This is a genomic window from Prochlorococcus sp. MIT 1304, assembly GCF_047305015.1.
GTDB lineage: Bacteria > Cyanobacteriota > Cyanobacteriia > PCC-6307 > Cyanobiaceae > Prochlorococcus_A > Prochlorococcus_A marinus_E.
In genome coordinates, this window is the sequence record NZ_CP138974.1 from 908,223 (window position 1) to 925,529 (window position 17,307).

Consider the following 17,307-nt stretch of genomic DNA (forward strand, 5'->3'; position numbering starts at 1 on the left):
TTTTTATTTTAGTTCAGAAATTTCCTTACCATAACCATAGGGTTCTTCAACTAATGGAGCTTCTCCTTCCCAATTTTCAACTGGAGGTGGAGAAGATGTTAACCACTCAGGTGTAAGAGCATTCCAAGGGTTATCTCCAGCATCTTTTCCATTTCTCACACTAAGGAATACATTAATTAAAAAAGGAATTGTACTTATAGCCATCAAAAGAGCCCCAAGGCTACTAATTTGATTAACGAACTGGAATTGAGGATCATATTCTGCAACTCTTCTTGGCATTCCATTTAAACCAAGCCAATGTTGAGGAGCAAAGCACAAGTTAAATCCAATAAAAGTAATGATAAAATGTAAAATTCCTAATTTTTCATTGAGCATTTTTCCAGTTACTTTGGGGAACCAATGATAAATTGAAGAGAAAATAATGAAGACAGTCCCTCCATAAACTATGTAATGAAAATGGGCGACAACAAAATAGGTATCATGTACGTGAATATCGAAAGGTACCTGTGCCAAAGCAACTCCTGTAATACCTCCAAAAACGAAATTTATAATAAATCCACAAGAGAATAACATTGCACTATTTATGGAAATTTTTCCTCCCCATAATGTTGCAACCCAATTAAAAAATTTTATACCCGTTGGAACAGCGATAAATGCTGTGGCAATTGTAAAGAACAATCTCATCCAAGGGGGCGTTCCACTTGTAAACATGTGATGCGCCCAAACAACTAGACCTAAAACTACTATCCCCATTATTGAAAAAACCATTGTTGTATATCCGAAAAGTGGTTTTCTAGCATGTACAGGAAGTATTTCACTAACTAAACCAAAGGCTGGAAGGACCATAATGTATACAGCTGGATGAGAATAAAACCAAAATAAATGCTGATAAACTACGACATTGCCTCCTAAAACAGGATTGAAAAACCCAGTATTAGCAATGATATCGAAGCTAAGAAGAATTAAAGTGCCTGCTAAAACAGGAGTTGACAAAACAACTAATAGACTTGTTCCAAGCATTGCCCAACAATACATTGGCAATTGCATTAGTTTTAATCCTGGCCTTCTTAATTTGATAATGGTGGCTATAAAGTTTATTCCACCAAATATAGAACTGCCTCCAAGTAATAGAACGCTCAGAATCCAAATAATTTGTCCAGATTGAGGAGTAGTTATGCTTAAAGGTGGATAAGCCGTCCATCCAGCCTGAGCAGCACCCTCAACAAAATAGCTTGCTACCAACATCAAACCTGAAGGAGGAATTAACCAAAAAGCTACGGCATTTAATCTTGGGAATGCCATATCTCTCGCGCCTACATAAAATGGAATTAAATAATTTCCAAAAGCACCGTTTACTACTGGCACTATCCAAAGGAATATCATTATTGTTCCGTGTAAAGTTAAAACTTGGTTATAAACATCTCTTGGCATGAAATCAGACATTGGACTGGCTAGTTCAATTCTTATAGCGCTCGCTAAGCTTCCTCCTATTAAATAGAAGAGGAAACCACAAACCAAATATTGTATCCCAATTACTTTATGATCAAGGCTAAAACTAAAGTATCTAAGCCAGCCTTTAGGTTGAAGGCTTTCATTATTAGTTTTTTGTGGATCAATTGATATTGTCATAAATTTACCTCAGGTTTTTTATTTTTGTTAAACCATTCGTTGTAATCAGATTCTTCTTCAACAATTATGGAGGCTCTCATCCCTCCATGATATGGGCCACATAATTCTGCGCAAATTATCGGATATTTTCCTACTTTTGTAGGAGTGAAATTTAGAATAGTAGGTTGCCCAGGAATAATATCCTGTTTAATTCTGAACTCTGGCACCCAAAAAGCATGAATGACATCTTTGGATTCCATCTTCATTGATACTTTTTGATCAACAGGAACGTGTAGTTCTCCTGATATGAAATTGCCCTTGGGATAATTGAATAGAAATGCAAATTGCATAGCTGAAACTTCAATTGATAAATTATTTATTGCTATTTCATTATCAGAAGTTTGACTTATTCCAGCCCATATTTTTTCAGAATTAGAACTCATCATTTCGTGGTTATGATTTAGTTCTTTCATACCTCCCATTCGATCGTAGATGTTGTAGCTATATAAACCTATTAACAAAACAATTATTGAAGGAATAATTGTCCATACAATTTCTAAGCTTAAATTTCCCTCTAAAGCTATACCATCACCTATCTGATCATTTCTTTTCCTAAATCTAAATAAGCTATAAATAACAGCTATTGTCATTCCTATAAAAATAATTAATCCAATGATGAAAAGAATTTTAAAAAGTTCATCGTAAATTGGTGCATTAATACTTGCTTCCGTTGGGAGCAAATTTACATTAAAACCAATCCAAAAAGATATAGCAAAAACAAGTGAAATAGTTAGTATTAAATAAATGTTTTTATTTAACAATTGATCTCAAAAAATATGTTTTTATATTTTCAAGATATTCAATTTTTTTAATCCTGCATCCTTTGTTAATAGAAAAACATTTAAATTCACAACTTCTTAAGATTTAGGAAATAAAAGACGTATTATTAATAACTTTTTAGAGTTAATTGTCAGGGAAAAAAGATTAAATTAGAAAATTATTTTTTAAATTAAACATATTAATTTTTAATTAATGTTTGGTTTTTGAATCTAATTTATTATGCAAAATAATAGGTTTTATCCATTTGATTAATAACCAATTATATAAATCAAAATATCTGACAATTTTTAAAAGGTTGGGAAGTCATAGTGTATTTGCACTTATCGCACTAATCGTAATTGGAGGTGCTACGAGAGTCATGGAGGCAGGACTTGCCTGTCCAGATTGGCCATTATGTTATGGATCTTTTTTGCCTTTTAAACATATGAACCTAAGAGTATTTCTAGAGTGGTTTCATCGTCTAGATGCTTTTCTGGTTGGAATATTAATTCTTTTTAAATTTACGCTTTCAATTATTTGGAAAAATGAAATTCCAAATTGGTTACCTAAAACTTATTCATTATTACTTTTTCTCGTTATTGTCCAAGGATCCTTTGGAGCTTTAACAGTAATAAATCTGCTTGATTCATATACTGTTACTGGCCATCTCTTAATAGCTTTTCTACTTCTCATTACAACAATTTCAATAAATCAAAATTTAGAAAATGACTACATTGAAGAGCCTTTAATTTGGTGGAGATTATTATTTTTTGTTCCTCTTTTACTTACTCTGATTCAATCTTTTATTGGCGTAAGGCTTTCATCAACCTGGTCAGCGCACATTTGCTTATCTTTTAATAAACAATGTCTAATTCTAAATACACATAAATTATTTGCTTTTCCAATTGCTTTCTCAATTTTATTGATTATTGCTATTGCAATTTATAAGAGAAGTTTGCTTGATGAAAATTGGAAATATCTCACAACACTTATTTTTCTCTTGTTTTCCCAAATTACTTTGGGTGTTTTAAGTCTTAAAACAAATTTAAATGAACCTATTTTTATTATCGGTCATCAACTTAACGCCTCTTTATTTATTGCGATATTAACAACATTAATTTTTAGAAATCCTTTTACCAAAAAAAGTCCAAACCACTCCCTTAATCCCCAAACGGTTGGTATCAACTCATGAACAGTAGTAACTTAGAAAACTTGAACTATAAATCTTCAATTAGGGATGAAGTTGTACCTTCAAGAAAAAGATTAACTTTGCCGCCCTGGCTTGAAGTAGCGAAACCTAGATTAATCCCACTTTTACTGGCTACAACTTTGGGAGGAATGGCTTTAACAGAAGAATGGCCTTTGTCTTCCCCAAAACTTATCTGCACTTTGGGAGGGGGCGCTTTGGCAGCAGCAGCAGCAGGAGCTCTTAATTGCTTGTGGGAAATGGAATTAGATAAGCGTATGACAAGAACTAGCAAAAGAGCCTTACCAGCAGGAAAGTTGTCATCTCAGACTGTATTTTTAGCCGCTGTATCATGTACTTTGGCAGCTTCGATGCTTTTAGTAAGTGGTGTAAATTATTTGGCTGCGGGTTTAACTCTTCTTGGTTTATTTAGCTACGTAATTTTATATACAGTTATTTTGAAACCTCGTACAACAAAAAATATTGTTTTCGGAGGAGTTGCTGGTGCGATACCGCCCTTAGTTGGAGCGTCTGCTGCCACAGGGCATGTAGGACTTAGTGGTTGGTGGTTGTTTGGTTTAGTAATGTTATGGACCCCAGCTCATTTTTGGGCACTTGCAATTTTGTTGAAGGATGATTATGCATCTGTTGGTATTCCTATGCTTCCTTCTGTTAAAGGATCTGTTTTTACTGCTAAAGCTATTTCTCGTTACGGATGGGCAACAGTTTTAATGAGTATTATGGGAGTCTTTGCTTTACCTGAAGGGGGTCTCTTATACGGAATTATGTTATTGCCGTTTAATGGAAGACTTTTGCAATTAATAAATGAATTAAAGAAATCTCCTGATGATCTTTCAAGAGCAAAGTCTCTTTTTAGGTGGTCTATTCTCTACATGTTTGGCATTTGTCTTTTGTTATTAATTTCCAGGACCCAACTATCCGTAGAATTTGAGCAGCAATCTATGCAAATATTTTTATCTATTGTATCCCTGCTTAGTAATTAAATTAGATGTAAAATGTTTTTTAAGTAAATAGTAAGTTTGATGAATTATATAAAAGTTAAAGGGCTCTCAAAATCTTATTCAGATATCAATGCATTAAAAAATTTATCAATGGAAATTCAAGCTGGCACATTATTCGGAATACTAGGTCCAAATGGTGCTGGCAAATCAACACTAATAAAAATACTCGCTACTTTAATAGAGCCTGATAGTGGAGAAGTTTTTATAAATAATATTAATCTGATAAAAAATTCCAGGAAAATTAGAGAATTAATTGGTTATGTTGCCCAAGACATTGCACTTGATAAAATATTAACTGGACGAGAGCTTTTGGACTTTCAATCAGATTTATATCACATCAACAAAAATAAAAAATTTGAGAGGATAAATCAATTAATAGATCAATTAGAAATGAATGATTGGATTGATCGTAAGTGTGGAACTTACTCAGGGGGAATGAAAAGAAGAATAGATCTGGCAGCTGGACTTTTACATTTACCCCAAGTATTAATTTTGGATGAACCTACAGTTGGTTTAGATATTGAAAGTAGAAATATTATATGGCAACTTTTGAAAGATTTGAGAAATAATGGAATGACCATTATTTTAAGTAGTCACTATCTTGATGAAATAGATAAATTGGCTGACAGATTAGTGATAATTGATGATGGAAGAGTTATAGCAAAAGGGACTCCTGCAGAGCTCAAAAATAAATTAGGAGGAGATAGAGTAACTTTGAAAGTAAGAGAATTTAGTAATCAGGAAGAAGCAAAAAATATATGTAAAATTTTATCTTCAATAGATGGAATTAGTCAGATTATCATAAATGAAGCTCAAGGTTTCTCGATAAATTTCGTAGCAAATAAGCAAAAAGATTTACTTACGAAGCTAAAAGTGGAATTGGCCTTCTCAAAGTTTGAAATTTTTTCTCTTACCCAAAGTCAGCCAAGCTTGGATGATGTATATCTTCAGGCAACTGGGAAAACATTATTGGACGCTGAAATTTCTATGGCAGGGAAAAGAGACTTTAAAAAAGAATCAAAGCAATCCATGCGATAAAAAAAACTTTTGGTTAACTAACTATAATGAATAGTAATTACTGCTAATTATGGAATTACAACCGTATAATTTATTTTTTTTATATCAAGAAACATTTGCCTTAACAAAGAGATTATTTATTCAATTAAAAAGGAGACCATCAACTCTTTTAGCAGGAATATTACAACCAATAATTTGGCTTTTTTTATTTGGGGCATTATTTTCTAAAGCTCCTGAAGGTTTTTTACCAGGAGTTGATTCTTATGGGAATTTTTTAGGAGCAGGACTTATTGTTTTTACTGCTTTTAGCGGAGCCCTAAACTCTGGTCTTCCTTTAATGTTTGATAGAGAGTTTGGATTTCTTAATAGATTACTTGTGGCTCCTTTAACCAGTAGATTATCCATAGTTTTATCTTCTTTTTTTTACATAACAATTTTGAGCTTTGTTCAGAGTATTGTAATAATGATTGTTTCATACATTTTGGGTTATGGATGGCCTAACCTATATGGTTTAGGAATTGTATTTACAACACTAATTTTATTAGTTCTTTTTGTGACATCAATAAGTTTATGTTTAGCGTTTGTTTTGCCTGGACATATTGAACTAATCGCTCTTATATTCGTAATAAATTTACCTCTTTTATTTGCGAGTACTGCTTTAGCTCCAATCTCTTTTATGCCAAATTGGCTGGGCTGGTTGGCTTCATTAAATCCATTAACTTTTGCTATTGAACCTATTAGGACTGCCTATACACAAACTATGGATTTAGAATTAGTGGCTTTACATGCCCCATATGGTGATTTAACTTGTAAGAGTTGTATCTCGATTTTATTTTCTTTAACAGTTTTTTCCTTGATTATTATAAGGCCTCTGTTAAATAGAAAGTTAAATTAGAAATTTTATGCTTTTAAAAAATCATTTAATAGAAGTTTTTAAACAAGCTTCTTTAGAAAATAATTTTTTGCTTAAAGAAAATGTTGTTCTTAAGTGGGTCCATAGATTTGGGATTGATTCATTAAATGATTTATTAATCCATAGTTCACTACAAAAAGAAAATCAGCGTGAAGAAGAAAATCAAGAACATATATCCTTAATTGACGAAGTGCATGAAGAAAATCAAGAACATATATCTTTAATTGATGAAGTGCATGAAGAAAATCAAGAACATATATCCTTAATTGACGAAGTGCATGAAGAAAATCAAGAACATATATCTTTAATTGATGAAGTGCATGAAGAAAATCAAGAACAAATTAAGCTTGAATTATCAAAAACTTTTGAAAATATTGAAGAAAAAAAGAGGGAATTAAATGACTTGGGAACCGCTAGCATCAATGAAATATCAAGCAAAAATCAAAATTCTAATAAAATAAATCAATTTACTGAAAATCCAAAATTACCCCTACCTTATATTAAAAATTTAAGAAAGTGGATTAACAACGATAAAAAAGCTAGTTAGCTTCTACATCATACCTGGCATTCCCATGCCACCCATACCTGGCATTCCCATGCCACCCATACCTGGCATTCCCATGCCACCCATACCTGGCATTCCCATGCCACCCATACCTGGCATTCCCATGCCACCCATTCCTCCCATTGGATCTGCACCTGGTCCTCCAGGGCCTGCGGCTTCAGGCTCTGGAATGTCTGCCATCGCAACTTCTGTTGTGAGGAGCATAGCTGCAATAGATACTGAATCTTGAAGAGCTAATCTTATTACTTTGGTTGGATCTAATATCCCTGAATCTTTTAAGTCCTCATATTTTCCTGAATTAGCATTAAAGCCTTTGTTAAGTCTTTTAATTTCAGCGACAACTACATCTCCATTAAAACCAGCATTTTTTGCTATTTGTTTGGTGGGTTCCAAGAGGGCTTCTTTGACTATATTTATCCCTGTTCTTAAATCATCTGTAGATGTTTTACTTAAATTTAAAAGGTCATCTGATATTTCAATTAGAGTTTGTCCTCCTCCAGAAACAACACCCTCTTCAATAGCAGCTTTCGTAGCATTAAGGGAATCTTCGATTCTCAATTTTTTATACTTCATCTCTGTTTCTGTGGCAGCTCCTACTTTGATAAGAGCTACTCCTCCAGCTAGTTTGGCTATCCTTTCATTGATTTTATCTTGATCATACTCAGATTCAGTTATATTAACTTCTCTCTTTAATTTCTCTACTCTCCCTTTAACTAAATCTTTAGTGTCTTCGAAGGCAACAATTGTAGTTTTGTCCTTTGTGATAGTTATTTTTTTTGCTTTACCTAAATCGTTAATCGATACTTTATCAAGTGTCATCGATTTATCTTCGCTAATTAACTTAGCCCCTGTAAGAATTGCAATATCTTCGAGGGCAGCTTTTCTTCTCTCACCAAATAATGGAGCCCTTACGGAAGCAACATTTAAAACCCCACTATTCTTATTTAAAACTAGAGTAGTTAAAGCCTCTCCTTCGATATCTTCAGCAAGAATTAGAAAAGGTGAGCCTGACTTCTGAATTTCTTCAAGTATTGGAACTAGATCAACTAAAGTTGAGATTTTTTGATCAGTTATTAATATTTTTGGATTTTCAAGTTCACAAACTTGTCTTTCTTGGTCCGTTACAAAATATGGAGAACTATAACCTCTATCAAAAGACATACCTTCAGTTATATCTAATTCTGTTTCTAATGATTGCGATTCTTCGACAGTTATTACACCATCTGAAGTAACAATATCCATTGCTTTCGAAATTATAGATCCAATTTCTTCATCACCTCCAGCACTAACTGTTGCAACTTTTTGGATGTCAGAACCACTTAATGAAATACTTTTGGAACTTAATTTTTCTAAGACAAAAGATAGGCCTGCCTCCATACCTTTTTTTAACTCCATAGGGTTTGCGCCAGAGGCAATATTTTTCAAACCCTCCTGAACCATCTTCTGAGTCAAAATGGTTGCTGTTGTTGTTCCATCACCAGCACTCTCTTTTGTCTTGGATGCAACTTGTTCTATTAATTTCGCACCTAAATTAGAGATGGGGTTTTCAATCTCGATCTCTTTAGCAACTGTAGATCCATCTCTTACTATATCTGGCGAACCAAATTTCTTCTCTATTACAACGTTTTTTGCTTTTGGCCCAATAGTAACCTTTACTGCATTAGCTACGAAATTCACACCTTTTTCTAGCGCTTCTCTTGACTCATTAGAAAAACTTAACTGTTTGGCCATGTTTACTCGATCTTTATTCCTATTCTAATCTCCCATAGAATCATTTTTAAGGGATATTTAATTAAGTGGGGAAAGCCGAATTTCTTTTTAATGAGACATACAAATTAACTCAAATAAGAGTATCTTTAAGTTATGGAAGAAACAAATAATCTTATTTTTACTCTTACCGCAATCCTCGCGATTGCTATGACACTAATATATTTTCCTTTAAGATTTTTCTTGACATTAACTGCTAGAAGTAGAAGGCTAAAACTTTTACAAAAAATTAGAAGGTTAAGAGATGAATTGGGCCAGCCTTACGAAAGTACATAATTAAATACTCATACCTCCGTCTATACTGATTGTCTGACCTGTAATGTACCTTCCTGCATCACTTGAAACTAAAAATGAAACTAAGTTTGCAATTTGAGTACAACTTCCTAATTTCCCTAAAGGAATAACTTTAAGTATCTCTTCAGTATTAAGTTTTTCAGTCATTTCTGTTTCTATAAAGCCTGGAGCTATTGCATTTACGTTTATACCTCTTGAAGCAAATTCTTTAGCGCAAGTTTTGGTGAATCCAATAACGCCAGCTTTGGCTGCAGAATAATTTGCTTGACCGGGATTACCAATTATTCCAACAACAGATGAAATATTTACGATACTACCACTCCTTTTTTTCATCATAAATTTTGAAGCATATTTTGTACAAAGAAAAACCCCTTTTAAGTTTGTATTTAATACATCATCCCATTGTTCCGATTTCATTCTCATCAATAGTCCATCTCGAGTAATACCAGCATTGTTAATAAGAATATCAATGGAGCCATTAACTTTTATGATTTCTTCAAAAGCTGAACTGACAGAATCCTCTCTTGAAACATCGAATTTTAATTTATGAGCTTTACCTCCTGAATTTTTTATTGAATTTACGACTTCTTCAGCTTTTTCATCAGAAGAAGAGTAATTAATAAAAACTTCTGCTCCAAAGCGACTTAGTTCTAAAGCAATTTCTTTACCAATTCCTCTGCTAGCTCCAGTGATTAAAGCAACTTTGCCTGATAATGAATCTGTATTGGACATTATGAAATTTAATAATTTTCAATCGTAGTACTATTTGTGTAAAGATATTGCTTTTATTTATAATTGTCTAGAAAATATTAAGACCTTCTATTGTGCACTTTTTAATACCAGCTGCAGGGAGCGGTAGCAGAATGAAAGCTGGAAAAAATAAATTACTTATTGATTTAGAGGGAGAGTCTTTGATTTATTGGACACTTAAATCTGTATTTTCTGCAAGCTCAACAAATTGGGTTGGAATAATTGGGCAACCGAAAGATAAGAATTTATTATTAAATTCAACAAAGGATTTTGCCCATAAAGTTCATTGGATTAATGGTGGTGACACTAGACAACAGTCAGTTTTTAATGGGTTAAAAGCGCTGCCAAAAGATGCTGAAAAAGTGTTGATACATGATGGTGCTAGATGTCTAATTAATCCTGAATTGATAGACCTTTGTGCCAAGCAATTAGATGAAAATGAAGCAGTAATTTTGGCTACTAAGGTAACTGACACAATAAAGATTGTTGATAATGAAGGTTTTATTAAAGAAACACCAGATAGAAATTATTTATGGGCAGCGCAAACTCCTCAGGGCTTTTTAGTAGATAGATTAAAAAAAGCTCATAAGATGGCAATTGATAAAAACTGGAATGTCACAGATGATGCCTCACTATTCGAAATGCTTAATTGGAAAGTGAAGATTATTGAAGGAACTTATTCAAATATAAAGATTACATCTCCTATAGATTTAAAAATAGCAAAACTTTTTGTGAAGAACCCCTAGTTAAAAAGGTGAATCGATACTAAGAATGCCATCATCACCATTTAAGGTGGCTTCGTATCCTAAAGGAATGCAAGCATTTCCCGATCTGTGGCCTATTGGGAGGTCAAAAAGAATAGGAAAGTCAAACTCTTGGAGTCTTTCAATAATGCAGTTTTTTAGTAAATCTTTCCATTCAAGGTCGCTGGAATCATTAGAAAAACTTCCGAATCCAATGCCAGCAATTTCAGTAAGTGTTTTAGTCATTCTGAGGTAAGTCAACATGCGATCAATTTTATAAATATCTTCATTAATATCTTCAAAAATTATTATTTTCCCTTTGCAATCTGGAAAGTGATCAGTACCAATTAAAAAAGTAGCAATAGTTAAGTTAGAAACTATAATTTCTCCTTTAGCTTTCCCACCTCTTAAAGGAATTCCTCGTATGTCCGCAACATATCCCTCAAAAAGTAAATTTCTTAATCTTTCAAGACTCCACTCTGGCTCTTTGAAAAGGCCAGTAACCATGGGACCATGAATAGAACCTATAAATCCTTGAGAATATTTAGATAGTAGTAAAGAACATGTATCTGAGAATCCAAGCATTAAACCATGTTGCCAAGAAGGGTTTTTTTCTAATAGTCTTGATGAACCCCACCCACCTTTTGCAAAAATGATTAGCTTACTATTTTGTGCTTTTTCCAGTTCTTCGAATCTAGTTAAATCATCACCAGCAAAATAACCAAATTTTTTTGATAGAGAATTATTTTCATTAATTTCTAAGCCCCAGTTTTTTAAGATTTCTATACCTTTTTGAAAATTTTCGTCTTCATCAATAAAGGAGCCCGGAGCTAAAATATCTATTAGATCTCCTTTTTTTAATCTAAAAAACATATTTAGAATTTATGAGGCAATAATAATTCCTAATAAAAGGACCCCTCCATAAATTGATTGATTTTTGAAGTGATTCCCAATATTTTTTATTGATTGCTTTTCCTCAGGAAATACTTTCAGTATATCTCTCTGCATTAAGATTGACGTTGTAAGCCAAATTGGCCAAAAAATAAAATCCATTTGATTAATAAATCCGCATAATGCGAGAAAACAAGAAGTTAAAAAATAGCAAATTTGAATAGTTATTCTTGTATTGTTCTGGAGGTTAACAGCGGAACTATTTATTCCAATTTTGATATCATATTTTTTATCTGCTAAAGCATAAATCGTGTCGAAGCCAAAAGTCCAAAAAATGGTAGCTAGCCAGCAAAATAATAAAACAATACTATTTAAATTGCCTTCATTTGCGGCCCAGGGAATTAAGACTGCAAAACCCCAGCATATGGATAAGATTAATTGAGGATATTTAAACCATCTTTTGGCAGAAGGATAAATTAAGATAATTGGTAAAGCTACAAAAGCAAGTGAAATAGAAAGGGTTCTTCCAGGCTGAGGTAGTGACAAAGTTAAAAAGAAGCTACATAAAATTAAAAAGAAAAGAATTGAATAAGCTGTTTTAAGACCGATTTTATTTGCAGCTAGAGGTCTATTTTTTGTCCTAACAACTCTTTGATCAATTTTTTTGTCCCAAATATCGTTAACCACGCAGCCTAATCCACTTACTAGTAGTCCTCCCAGTATTATTCTTAGCAACATTAAAAATTTTGGATTTGCTTCTGGGGTTAAATATAAACTCCATCCAGCAGGAATAAGTAAGATCATTCTGCCAGTCGGCTTATTCCACCTTAATAATTCAAAAAAAGTACTTAATTTAATTTGTCGATTTTTGTTTTGCATATGATCTATTGTATATTTCATAACTTTAAATAATCTTACTAGGATTAAATGATTTCTATTATTTAATAATCAATGTTGGGTATATTTATTAATGGATTAAAGATATCTTCGTCTTATAAAAAGAAATGATACTAAAACAAGATTTAAGATATTTTCAAGAAAAACAAATATTAGTAGCTTCTATTGACATTGGAACTAACTCTACACATCTCTTAGTAGCAGAAATTAATCTAGAATTAAAATCATTTTCAATAAAATTTACCGATAAATCAACCACTCGTCTTGGAGAAAGAGATGAGGATGGTAATCTTACTGAAGAATCAATCCAAAGGGCATTAGTTACTCTTAAGCGATTTAAGGAATATTGTAAAAGTAATGGAGTAAAACAAATAGTAACAGCTGCAACAAGTGCAGTTAGGGAAGCTCCAAACGGTCAAGATTTTATTAGAAGAGTTCTTGATGAAACTGATATTCAAATAGAAATGATAAGTGGTTCCGAGGAAGCCAGATTAATTTACCTTGGTGTTCTTTCTGGTATGTCTTTTGAAGATCAGTCTTTTGTAATCATAGATATTGGAGGAGGATCTACAGAATTAATACTTGCAGATAAAAAAGATGCTATAGCTCTTACCAGTTCGAGAATTGGTGCTGTAAGACTTAAAAATAATTTTTTAAATAAAGGGTCTATAACTTCAGAAAGATCGAGTTTTTTAACAACTTTTATTAAAGGATCTTTAGAACCATCTGTTCGAAAAATAAAGAGTAGATCTAAGGGAGATAAGCCTTTATCTATGATTGCAACCAGTGGCACTGCAACCTCATTGGGAAATTTGATTTCAGATGATTTGGGAGAATCTAAACAAAAGTTGCATGGTTATAAATTTAAAAGGGAAAATTTACAAAATGTATTGGAAAAACTAATTAAATTGCCAGTTTCGGAAATCAAAAAAATACCTTCATTAAGTGAGAGAAGAGCAGAAATAATTGTTCCAGGAGCATTGATATTAAACACGGCAATGGAGATGTTGAACTTTAATGAATTAACCATAAGTGAGAGGGCGCTTAGAGAGGGTTTGGTTGTTGATTGGATGCTTCGTAAAGGGATAATAAAAAACGAGTTAAATATTCAAAGCAATATTAGAAAAACAACAATAGTTCATCAGGCCAGAAAGTTTGGCGTAGATAATACAAGAGCTGATAAAGTTATCGATATTGCCTTTCAAATCTACGATCAGACTAAAAATATCTTTCATAGCGATAATGACCCTAAAGCTAAAGAACTTCTTTGGGCAGCTTCTAATCTCTATAATTGTGGGAAATACGTGAATGTTGGTTCATATCACAAACACTCTTGGTACTTAATAAAAAATTGTGAGTTGTTGGGATATTCTGAAGCAGAAACAAATATTATTGCTTCAATTGCTAGATACCATAGAAAGACCCTACCAAAGAAAAGACATGAGTCTTGGCAAAATTTAATATCCAAAGAAGATAAAACATTAGTTCTCGAAATGTCATTGATTTTGAGACTAGCAGCATCTCTTGATCAAAGACCTGACAAGGCGATCTCCTCAGTTCAAATAAAATTGCAGGGAAATATTCTTACATTTGAACTTTTACCTTTAAATAGAGACCATGATCTTCTTCTTGAAAAATGGAACTTAGGATTATGCCGTAATGTAGTAAAAGAACTAAAGAATTTGGATTTAAAAGTTATTTAGTTTTTTTAATAATTTCTTGTTTTGGAGTTTGATTCTGTGAAGACTCTGAAAATAAATTGAAAATTAAGGACGAGGCGAAAAGTCCTAGAAGGCCTGAAATTACAATAAATGTCCAAAACCCTACTGGACTTAGATCCTTAGATTGTCTAGTTTTATTCGTTTTTTTAGCAACTTCTTCAACTATTTCGTCAATTTTTATCTCTTGCTTTTCTGTCTTGAATTCATTCATTATAAATTCTGTATCAAGTTTCAGCTTCTGTGAAATTCTACGAACCATTGCTTTGACAAATACTTCTTCAGGTAGTTCTTCTTCATTACCTTCTTCAATGGCTTTAAGTTGATGAGATCCAATTTTTAAATCAGAAGCCAATTCTTCAACAGATTGCTCCCTACTTAACCTTGCCTCTTTAATAAAATTTCCAATTCTCTTTAAAGAGGATTGTTTTCTTTTGGTATTGTCTTCTGGGTTAGATTTTATTTCTTTCAAAGTTATTAAATTTTTACTAATTATAGTAATTAATATTTTTCTATCAACTTTAAGATTATTTATTCCTAAAGAGATGCTTATAAGATGGATTATAAAGATTAGATCTTTTTTGAGAATTATTAATTGCTGGGCTAATTATGTAAATGGTTGTTCTAATTAGTTTTTTCTCAATAGAAAATTTTTCCATATCTTTTAATTCTATTAATGATGTCCAACCATCATCCCAAGATACTCTAAATCCAACAATCACTTTAGTCTCTGGAGGGTAAAACTCTAGTAAAGTTTCTTGAGATCTTTTCACATGCCTAGCACTTAGATAAAGACATATAGAGGAATTGTGTTTCGCAAGATCTTTCAGAGATTCTTTTTCGGGCATGCCTGTTCGCCCTCCTGCTCTAGTTAAAATTATTGTTTGTGTTACGTCAGGGATTGTTAATTCAGCCTTATGATATGCTGCAGCAACTTGAAAAGCACTTACTCCAGGAACAACCTCGATTTCAATTTTTTCGGTTTCTAAAATTTCTATTTGCTCTCTAATTGCTCCAAAAAGGCAAGGGTCTCCATCATGCAACCTTACAACAGTTTTCCCTGCCTGAAATTTTTCTATCATAATTGAGGTGATCTGCTCTAAGTTGAGCGAACTCGTTTTTATTTTTTCAGAACCTTCTTTCGAAAAATCTAAAATCTTTTCAGGTATTAGAGAATCAGTCCAAATAATGACATCTGCAATTTTTATCTTTTTTAATGCTTTTAAAGTTAATAATTCTGGATCGCCTGGACCAACACCAATAAAGGAAATTTTATTATCCATTCTTTCTATTTTTCCCAATATATGTTCTCAATCTTAAAAAAAATATTCCAATTAATCCAGAAGAAAATAGAAAAATACTTATAAATTGAGCCATCCTAATACCTCCATCACAGAAAGGCGGAAGTCCACCAATGCATAGTGGGTCAGTTCTTAAACCTTCAATCCAGAATCTTCCAAAGCTATAACATATCAAATAAAGACAGCTAATAAAGCCAGGCCTGAAAAAATCTGTTTTATTTTGTTTATTAAAAATTAAAATAAGGAAGATGAAAACTAAGAGATTCCACAATGACTCATAGAGAAAAGTAGGATGAAAAAATTCGTAATTAATAAATTCTAAAGGCCTATTTTGGATAGGAATAAATAATTTCCAAGGCAAATTTGTCGGGATACCAAAGGCTTCATTATTGAAAAAATTGCCCCACCTTCCTATGGATTGTCCAAGAATAATTGAGGGTATTAAAATATCTATAAAAGTTTTTAAATGAATTTTTTTTGACTTGCAAAAAAAGATAATAGATATTAAACCTCCAATTAGACCTCCATGAATTGCTATGCCTCCTTCCCAAACTGCAAGAAAAGAAGGTATTTTTATGGCGTTATTAAATAGTTCTAAAGAAGTAAAAAAGTTCTCTCCACTATATTGCCTCCACTCAAAAATTACGTAATAAGCTCTCGCTCCAATTATTGAAAAGATTATTAATGATGGAAGTATTTCACTAATGTACTCTGGGTTAATATTCCTTGCCTTTGCAAGTTTTTTAGAAATAAATAGACCTATTAAGACTGAAACCGAAATAAGTAATCCATACCATCTAATAGTTATAAAGCCTAAATTTAAAAAAGTTTCTCCTGGAGATTGTATAAAAGCTTGAAATGTAAGCATCTAAGGAAAGTTAGATACCCTCTGCTGCTTGCACTTTTTCTACTTGTTTTTTCTTCAATACTAAAAGTATTTGTGTTAGTCCTACACCAATGAAGAATGCAATCAATCCAATAACTCTATAAGGGCTCTGAAGTACAACCTCAGCATCTAATTGTCCGAAGCCGCCAACGTTGGGATCATTAGTAAGAGGGTCACCTGCATTAATTTTGTCTTGTGCTTTTACTATAAGTTGAGGACCAACAGGTACTGCTTCAGTAGTTATCTCACCATTCTCTTTTTCTATATTGACCTTATAACTACCATCTTCAATTGTTTCTATTGAATTTATAGTTCCTGAGGAGGAAGAAGTGAAAACTACATTATTGCTTTTGTCTCCAGTTGGATATACCTGACCTCTACCTCTATTGCCTCCAATATGTAAAGAGTATTTCCCATAGTGATATTCTTTATTAGTGGATGGATCAGGGGAAAGTACAGGAAAAACGATTTCTTTATTAGTATCGCCAGGTAGAGGTCCGACAACAATAATATTATCTTTCTCTTCACTGTAATTAGTGAAATAAACCCCTTCTGTCTCCTTTTTGATTTCTTCAGTCCATCTTTCTTGTGGAGCAAGTTTAAACCCATCAGGCAGCATTACAACAGCGCCAACTTGTAATGGGACTTCAGAACCATCAGCACCGATCTCTTTTAAGTCATTTTTGTAGGGTATTTTGACAACAGCTTTGAAAACACTGTCTGCTCCAACAGATTGTGGAACCTCTGCAATTGTAGGCATCTGAGCTAGATGACAATTTGCACAGACTATCTTACCTGTTGCTTCTCTTGGAGATTCGTAGTTTTGCTGAGCCCAAAATGGATAAGCAAAAGTGATCTTTGGATGAAATACAATGCTCGAAATGAACAGCAGAGTGCAGATAAATAAACTTGTTTTTTTCATGATTTGAT

18 protein-coding genes are annotated in these 17,307 nt (G+C 32.7%); 8 read left to right on the forward strand and 10 right to left on the reverse strand.

The window, feature by feature from the left end; all coding sequences use genetic code 11:
• Positions 1-3: 3 nt before the first annotated feature.
• Together ctaD and coxB are read right to left on the reverse strand one after the other, a co-directional pair.
• Entirely contained in the window at positions 4-1,629 is a 1,626-nt protein-coding gene (gene ctaD, locus SIB45_RS05080) for a cytochrome c oxidase subunit I (RefSeq protein ID WP_011862467.1), read from the reverse strand.
• Complete coding sequence (gene coxB, locus SIB45_RS05085) at positions 1,626-2,429, reverse strand: cytochrome c oxidase subunit II (protein WP_011862468.1); 804 nt, start codon at positions 2,427-2,429, stop codon at positions 1,626-1,628. Before coxB ends, ctaD begins: the two co-directional genes overlap by 4 nt.
• Before the next feature lie 263 nt (positions 2,430-2,692).
• Here coxB and SIB45_RS05090 point away from each other — a divergent pair, with 263 nt between their 5' ends.
• The 5 genes from SIB45_RS05090 to SIB45_RS05110 are packed head-to-tail and all read left to right on the forward strand — an operon-like array spanning position 2,693 to position 7,112.
• A complete protein-coding gene (locus tag SIB45_RS05090) occupies positions 2,693-3,619 on the forward strand; it encodes a COX15/CtaA family protein (protein ID WP_011862469.1) in 927 nt (308 codons plus the stop codon).
• Complete coding sequence (locus SIB45_RS05095) at positions 3,616-4,617, forward strand: heme o synthase (RefSeq protein ID WP_011862470.1); 1,002 nt, start codon at positions 3,616-3,618, stop codon at positions 4,615-4,617. Before SIB45_RS05090 ends, SIB45_RS05095 begins: the two co-directional genes overlap by 4 nt.
• 39 nt (positions 4,618-4,656) lie before the next feature.
• Positions 4,657-5,673 (forward strand): ATP-binding cassette domain-containing protein, encoded by a 1,017-nt coding sequence (locus SIB45_RS05100; protein ID WP_011862471.1) that lies wholly within the window; start codon positions 4,657-4,659, stop codon positions 5,671-5,673.
• A 49-nt stretch (positions 5,674-5,722) separates the two neighbouring features.
• A complete protein-coding gene (locus SIB45_RS05105) occupies positions 5,723-6,547 on the forward strand; it encodes an ABC transporter permease (protein ID WP_011862472.1) in 825 nt (274 codons plus the stop codon).
• Positions 6,548-6,554: 7 nt separating this feature from the next.
• Positions 6,555-7,112, forward strand: a complete 558-nt coding sequence (locus tag SIB45_RS05110) for a hypothetical protein (RefSeq protein ID WP_011862473.1) — start codon at positions 6,555-6,557, stop codon at positions 7,110-7,112.
• 3 nt (positions 7,113-7,115) lie between these two features.
• Here the strand turns inward: SIB45_RS05110 and groL are convergent, their stop codons facing one another.
• Positions 7,116-8,861: a chaperonin GroEL gene (groL, locus tag SIB45_RS05115; protein ID WP_011862474.1), complete on the reverse strand. Its 1,746-nt coding sequence runs from the start codon at positions 8,859-8,861 to the stop codon at positions 7,116-7,118.
• Between the two features lie 132 nt (positions 8,862-8,993).
• On the opposite strand from groL, the gene SIB45_RS05120 reads away from it, so the two are divergent.
• Positions 8,994-9,173 (forward strand): hypothetical protein, encoded by a 180-nt coding sequence (locus tag SIB45_RS05120; protein ID WP_011862475.1) that lies wholly within the window; start codon positions 8,994-8,996, stop codon positions 9,171-9,173.
• Here the strand turns inward: SIB45_RS05120 and fabG are convergent, their stop codons facing one another.
• Positions 9,174-9,923: a 3-oxoacyl-[acyl-carrier-protein] reductase gene (fabG, locus tag SIB45_RS05125; RefSeq protein WP_011862476.1), complete on the reverse strand. Its 750-nt coding sequence runs from the start codon at positions 9,921-9,923 to the stop codon at positions 9,174-9,176. It abuts the gene before it with no gap.
• 92 nt (positions 9,924-10,015) lie between these two features.
• On the opposite strand from fabG, the gene ispD reads away from it, so the two are divergent.
• Positions 10,016-10,687 (forward strand): 2-C-methyl-D-erythritol 4-phosphate cytidylyltransferase, encoded by a 672-nt coding sequence (gene ispD, locus SIB45_RS05130; protein WP_011862477.1) that lies wholly within the window; start codon positions 10,016-10,018, stop codon positions 10,685-10,687.
• Here ispD and SIB45_RS05135 read toward each other — a convergent pair whose 3' ends face one another.
• On the reverse strand, positions 10,688-11,557 hold the full coding sequence (locus SIB45_RS05135; RefSeq protein ID WP_011862478.1) for an LD-carboxypeptidase: 870 nt from the start codon (positions 11,555-11,557) through the stop codon (positions 10,688-10,690).
• Between the two features lie 9 nt (positions 11,558-11,566).
• Complete coding sequence (locus SIB45_RS05140; RefSeq protein WP_011862479.1) at positions 11,567-12,475, reverse strand: 4-hydroxybenzoate polyprenyltransferase; 909 nt, start codon at positions 12,473-12,475, stop codon at positions 11,567-11,569.
• A gap of 104 nt (positions 12,476-12,579) precedes the next feature.
• On the opposite strand from SIB45_RS05140, the gene SIB45_RS05145 reads away from it, so the two are divergent.
• Positions 12,580-14,175: a Ppx/GppA phosphatase family protein gene (locus SIB45_RS05145; protein ID WP_011862480.1), complete on the forward strand. Its 1,596-nt coding sequence runs from the start codon at positions 12,580-12,582 to the stop codon at positions 14,173-14,175.
• On the opposite strand, the gene SIB45_RS05150 is transcribed toward SIB45_RS05145, so the two are convergent.
• Genes SIB45_RS05150 through petA form a run of 4 tightly spaced genes read right to left on the reverse strand, consistent with a single transcriptional unit; the run spans position 14,168 to position 17,299 of the window.
• On the reverse strand, positions 14,168-14,662 hold the full coding sequence (locus tag SIB45_RS05150; RefSeq protein ID WP_011862481.1) for a helix-turn-helix domain-containing protein: 495 nt from the start codon (positions 14,660-14,662) through the stop codon (positions 14,168-14,170). The two genes, SIB45_RS05145 and SIB45_RS05150, sit on opposite strands and share 8 nt — an antisense overlap.
• A gap of 55 nt (positions 14,663-14,717) precedes the next feature.
• A complete protein-coding gene (gene cobM, locus SIB45_RS05155) occupies positions 14,718-15,473 on the reverse strand; it encodes a precorrin-4 C(11)-methyltransferase (protein WP_011862482.1) in 756 nt (251 codons plus the stop codon).
• Positions 15,466-16,359 (reverse strand): prolipoprotein diacylglyceryl transferase, encoded by an 894-nt coding sequence (lgt, locus tag SIB45_RS05160; protein WP_011862483.1) that lies wholly within the window; start codon positions 16,357-16,359, stop codon positions 15,466-15,468. Before lgt ends, cobM begins: the two co-directional genes overlap by 8 nt.
• A 10-nt stretch (positions 16,360-16,369) precedes the next feature.
• A complete protein-coding gene (gene petA, locus SIB45_RS05165) occupies positions 16,370-17,299 on the reverse strand; it encodes a cytochrome f (RefSeq protein WP_225866365.1) in 930 nt (309 codons plus the stop codon).
• Between the last annotated feature and the right edge of the window lie 8 nt (positions 17,300-17,307).

Excerpts from the sequence above, each read along its gene's own strand:
- ctaD (WP_011862467.1), bottom strand. The coding sequence starts at position 1,629 with ATGACAATATCAATTGATCCACAAAAAACTAATAATGAAAGCCTTCAA.
- SIB45_RS05095 (WP_011862470.1), top strand. The coding sequence starts at position 3,616 with ATGAACAGTAGTAACTTAGAAAACTTGAACTATAAATCTTCAATTAGG.
- SIB45_RS05100 (WP_011862471.1), top strand. The coding sequence starts at position 4,657 with ATGAATTATATAAAAGTTAAAGGGCTCTCAAAATCTTATTCAGATATC.
- SIB45_RS05105 (WP_011862472.1), top strand. The coding sequence starts at position 5,723 with ATGGAATTACAACCGTATAATTTATTTTTTTTATATCAAGAAACATTT.
- SIB45_RS05110 (WP_011862473.1), top strand. The coding sequence starts at position 6,555 with ATGCTTTTAAAAAATCATTTAATAGAAGTTTTTAAACAAGCTTCTTTA.
- groL (WP_011862474.1), bottom strand. The coding sequence starts at position 8,861 with ATGGCCAAACAGTTAAGTTTTTCTAATGAGTCAAGAGAAGCGCTAGAA.
- SIB45_RS05120 (WP_011862475.1), top strand. The coding sequence starts at position 8,994 with ATGGAAGAAACAAATAATCTTATTTTTACTCTTACCGCAATCCTCGCG.
- fabG (WP_011862476.1), bottom strand. The coding sequence starts at position 9,923 with ATGTCCAATACAGATTCATTATCAGGCAAAGTTGCTTTAATCACTGGA.
- SIB45_RS05135 (WP_011862478.1), bottom strand. The coding sequence starts at position 11,557 with ATGTTTTTTAGATTAAAAAAAGGAGATCTAATAGATATTTTAGCTCCG.
- SIB45_RS05140 (WP_011862479.1), bottom strand. The coding sequence starts at position 12,475 with ATGAAATATACAATAGATCATATGCAAAACAAAAATCGACAAATTAAA.
- SIB45_RS05145 (WP_011862480.1), top strand. The coding sequence starts at position 12,580 with ATGATACTAAAACAAGATTTAAGATATTTTCAAGAAAAACAAATATTA.
- cobM (WP_011862482.1), bottom strand. The coding sequence starts at position 15,473 with ATGGATAATAAAATTTCCTTTATTGGTGTTGGTCCAGGCGATCCAGAA.
- lgt (WP_011862483.1), bottom strand. The coding sequence starts at position 16,359 with ATGCTTACATTTCAAGCTTTTATACAATCTCCAGGAGAAACTTTTTTA.
- petA (WP_225866365.1), bottom strand. The coding sequence starts at position 17,299 with ATGAAAAAAACAAGTTTATTTATCTGCACTCTGCTGTTCATTTCGAGC.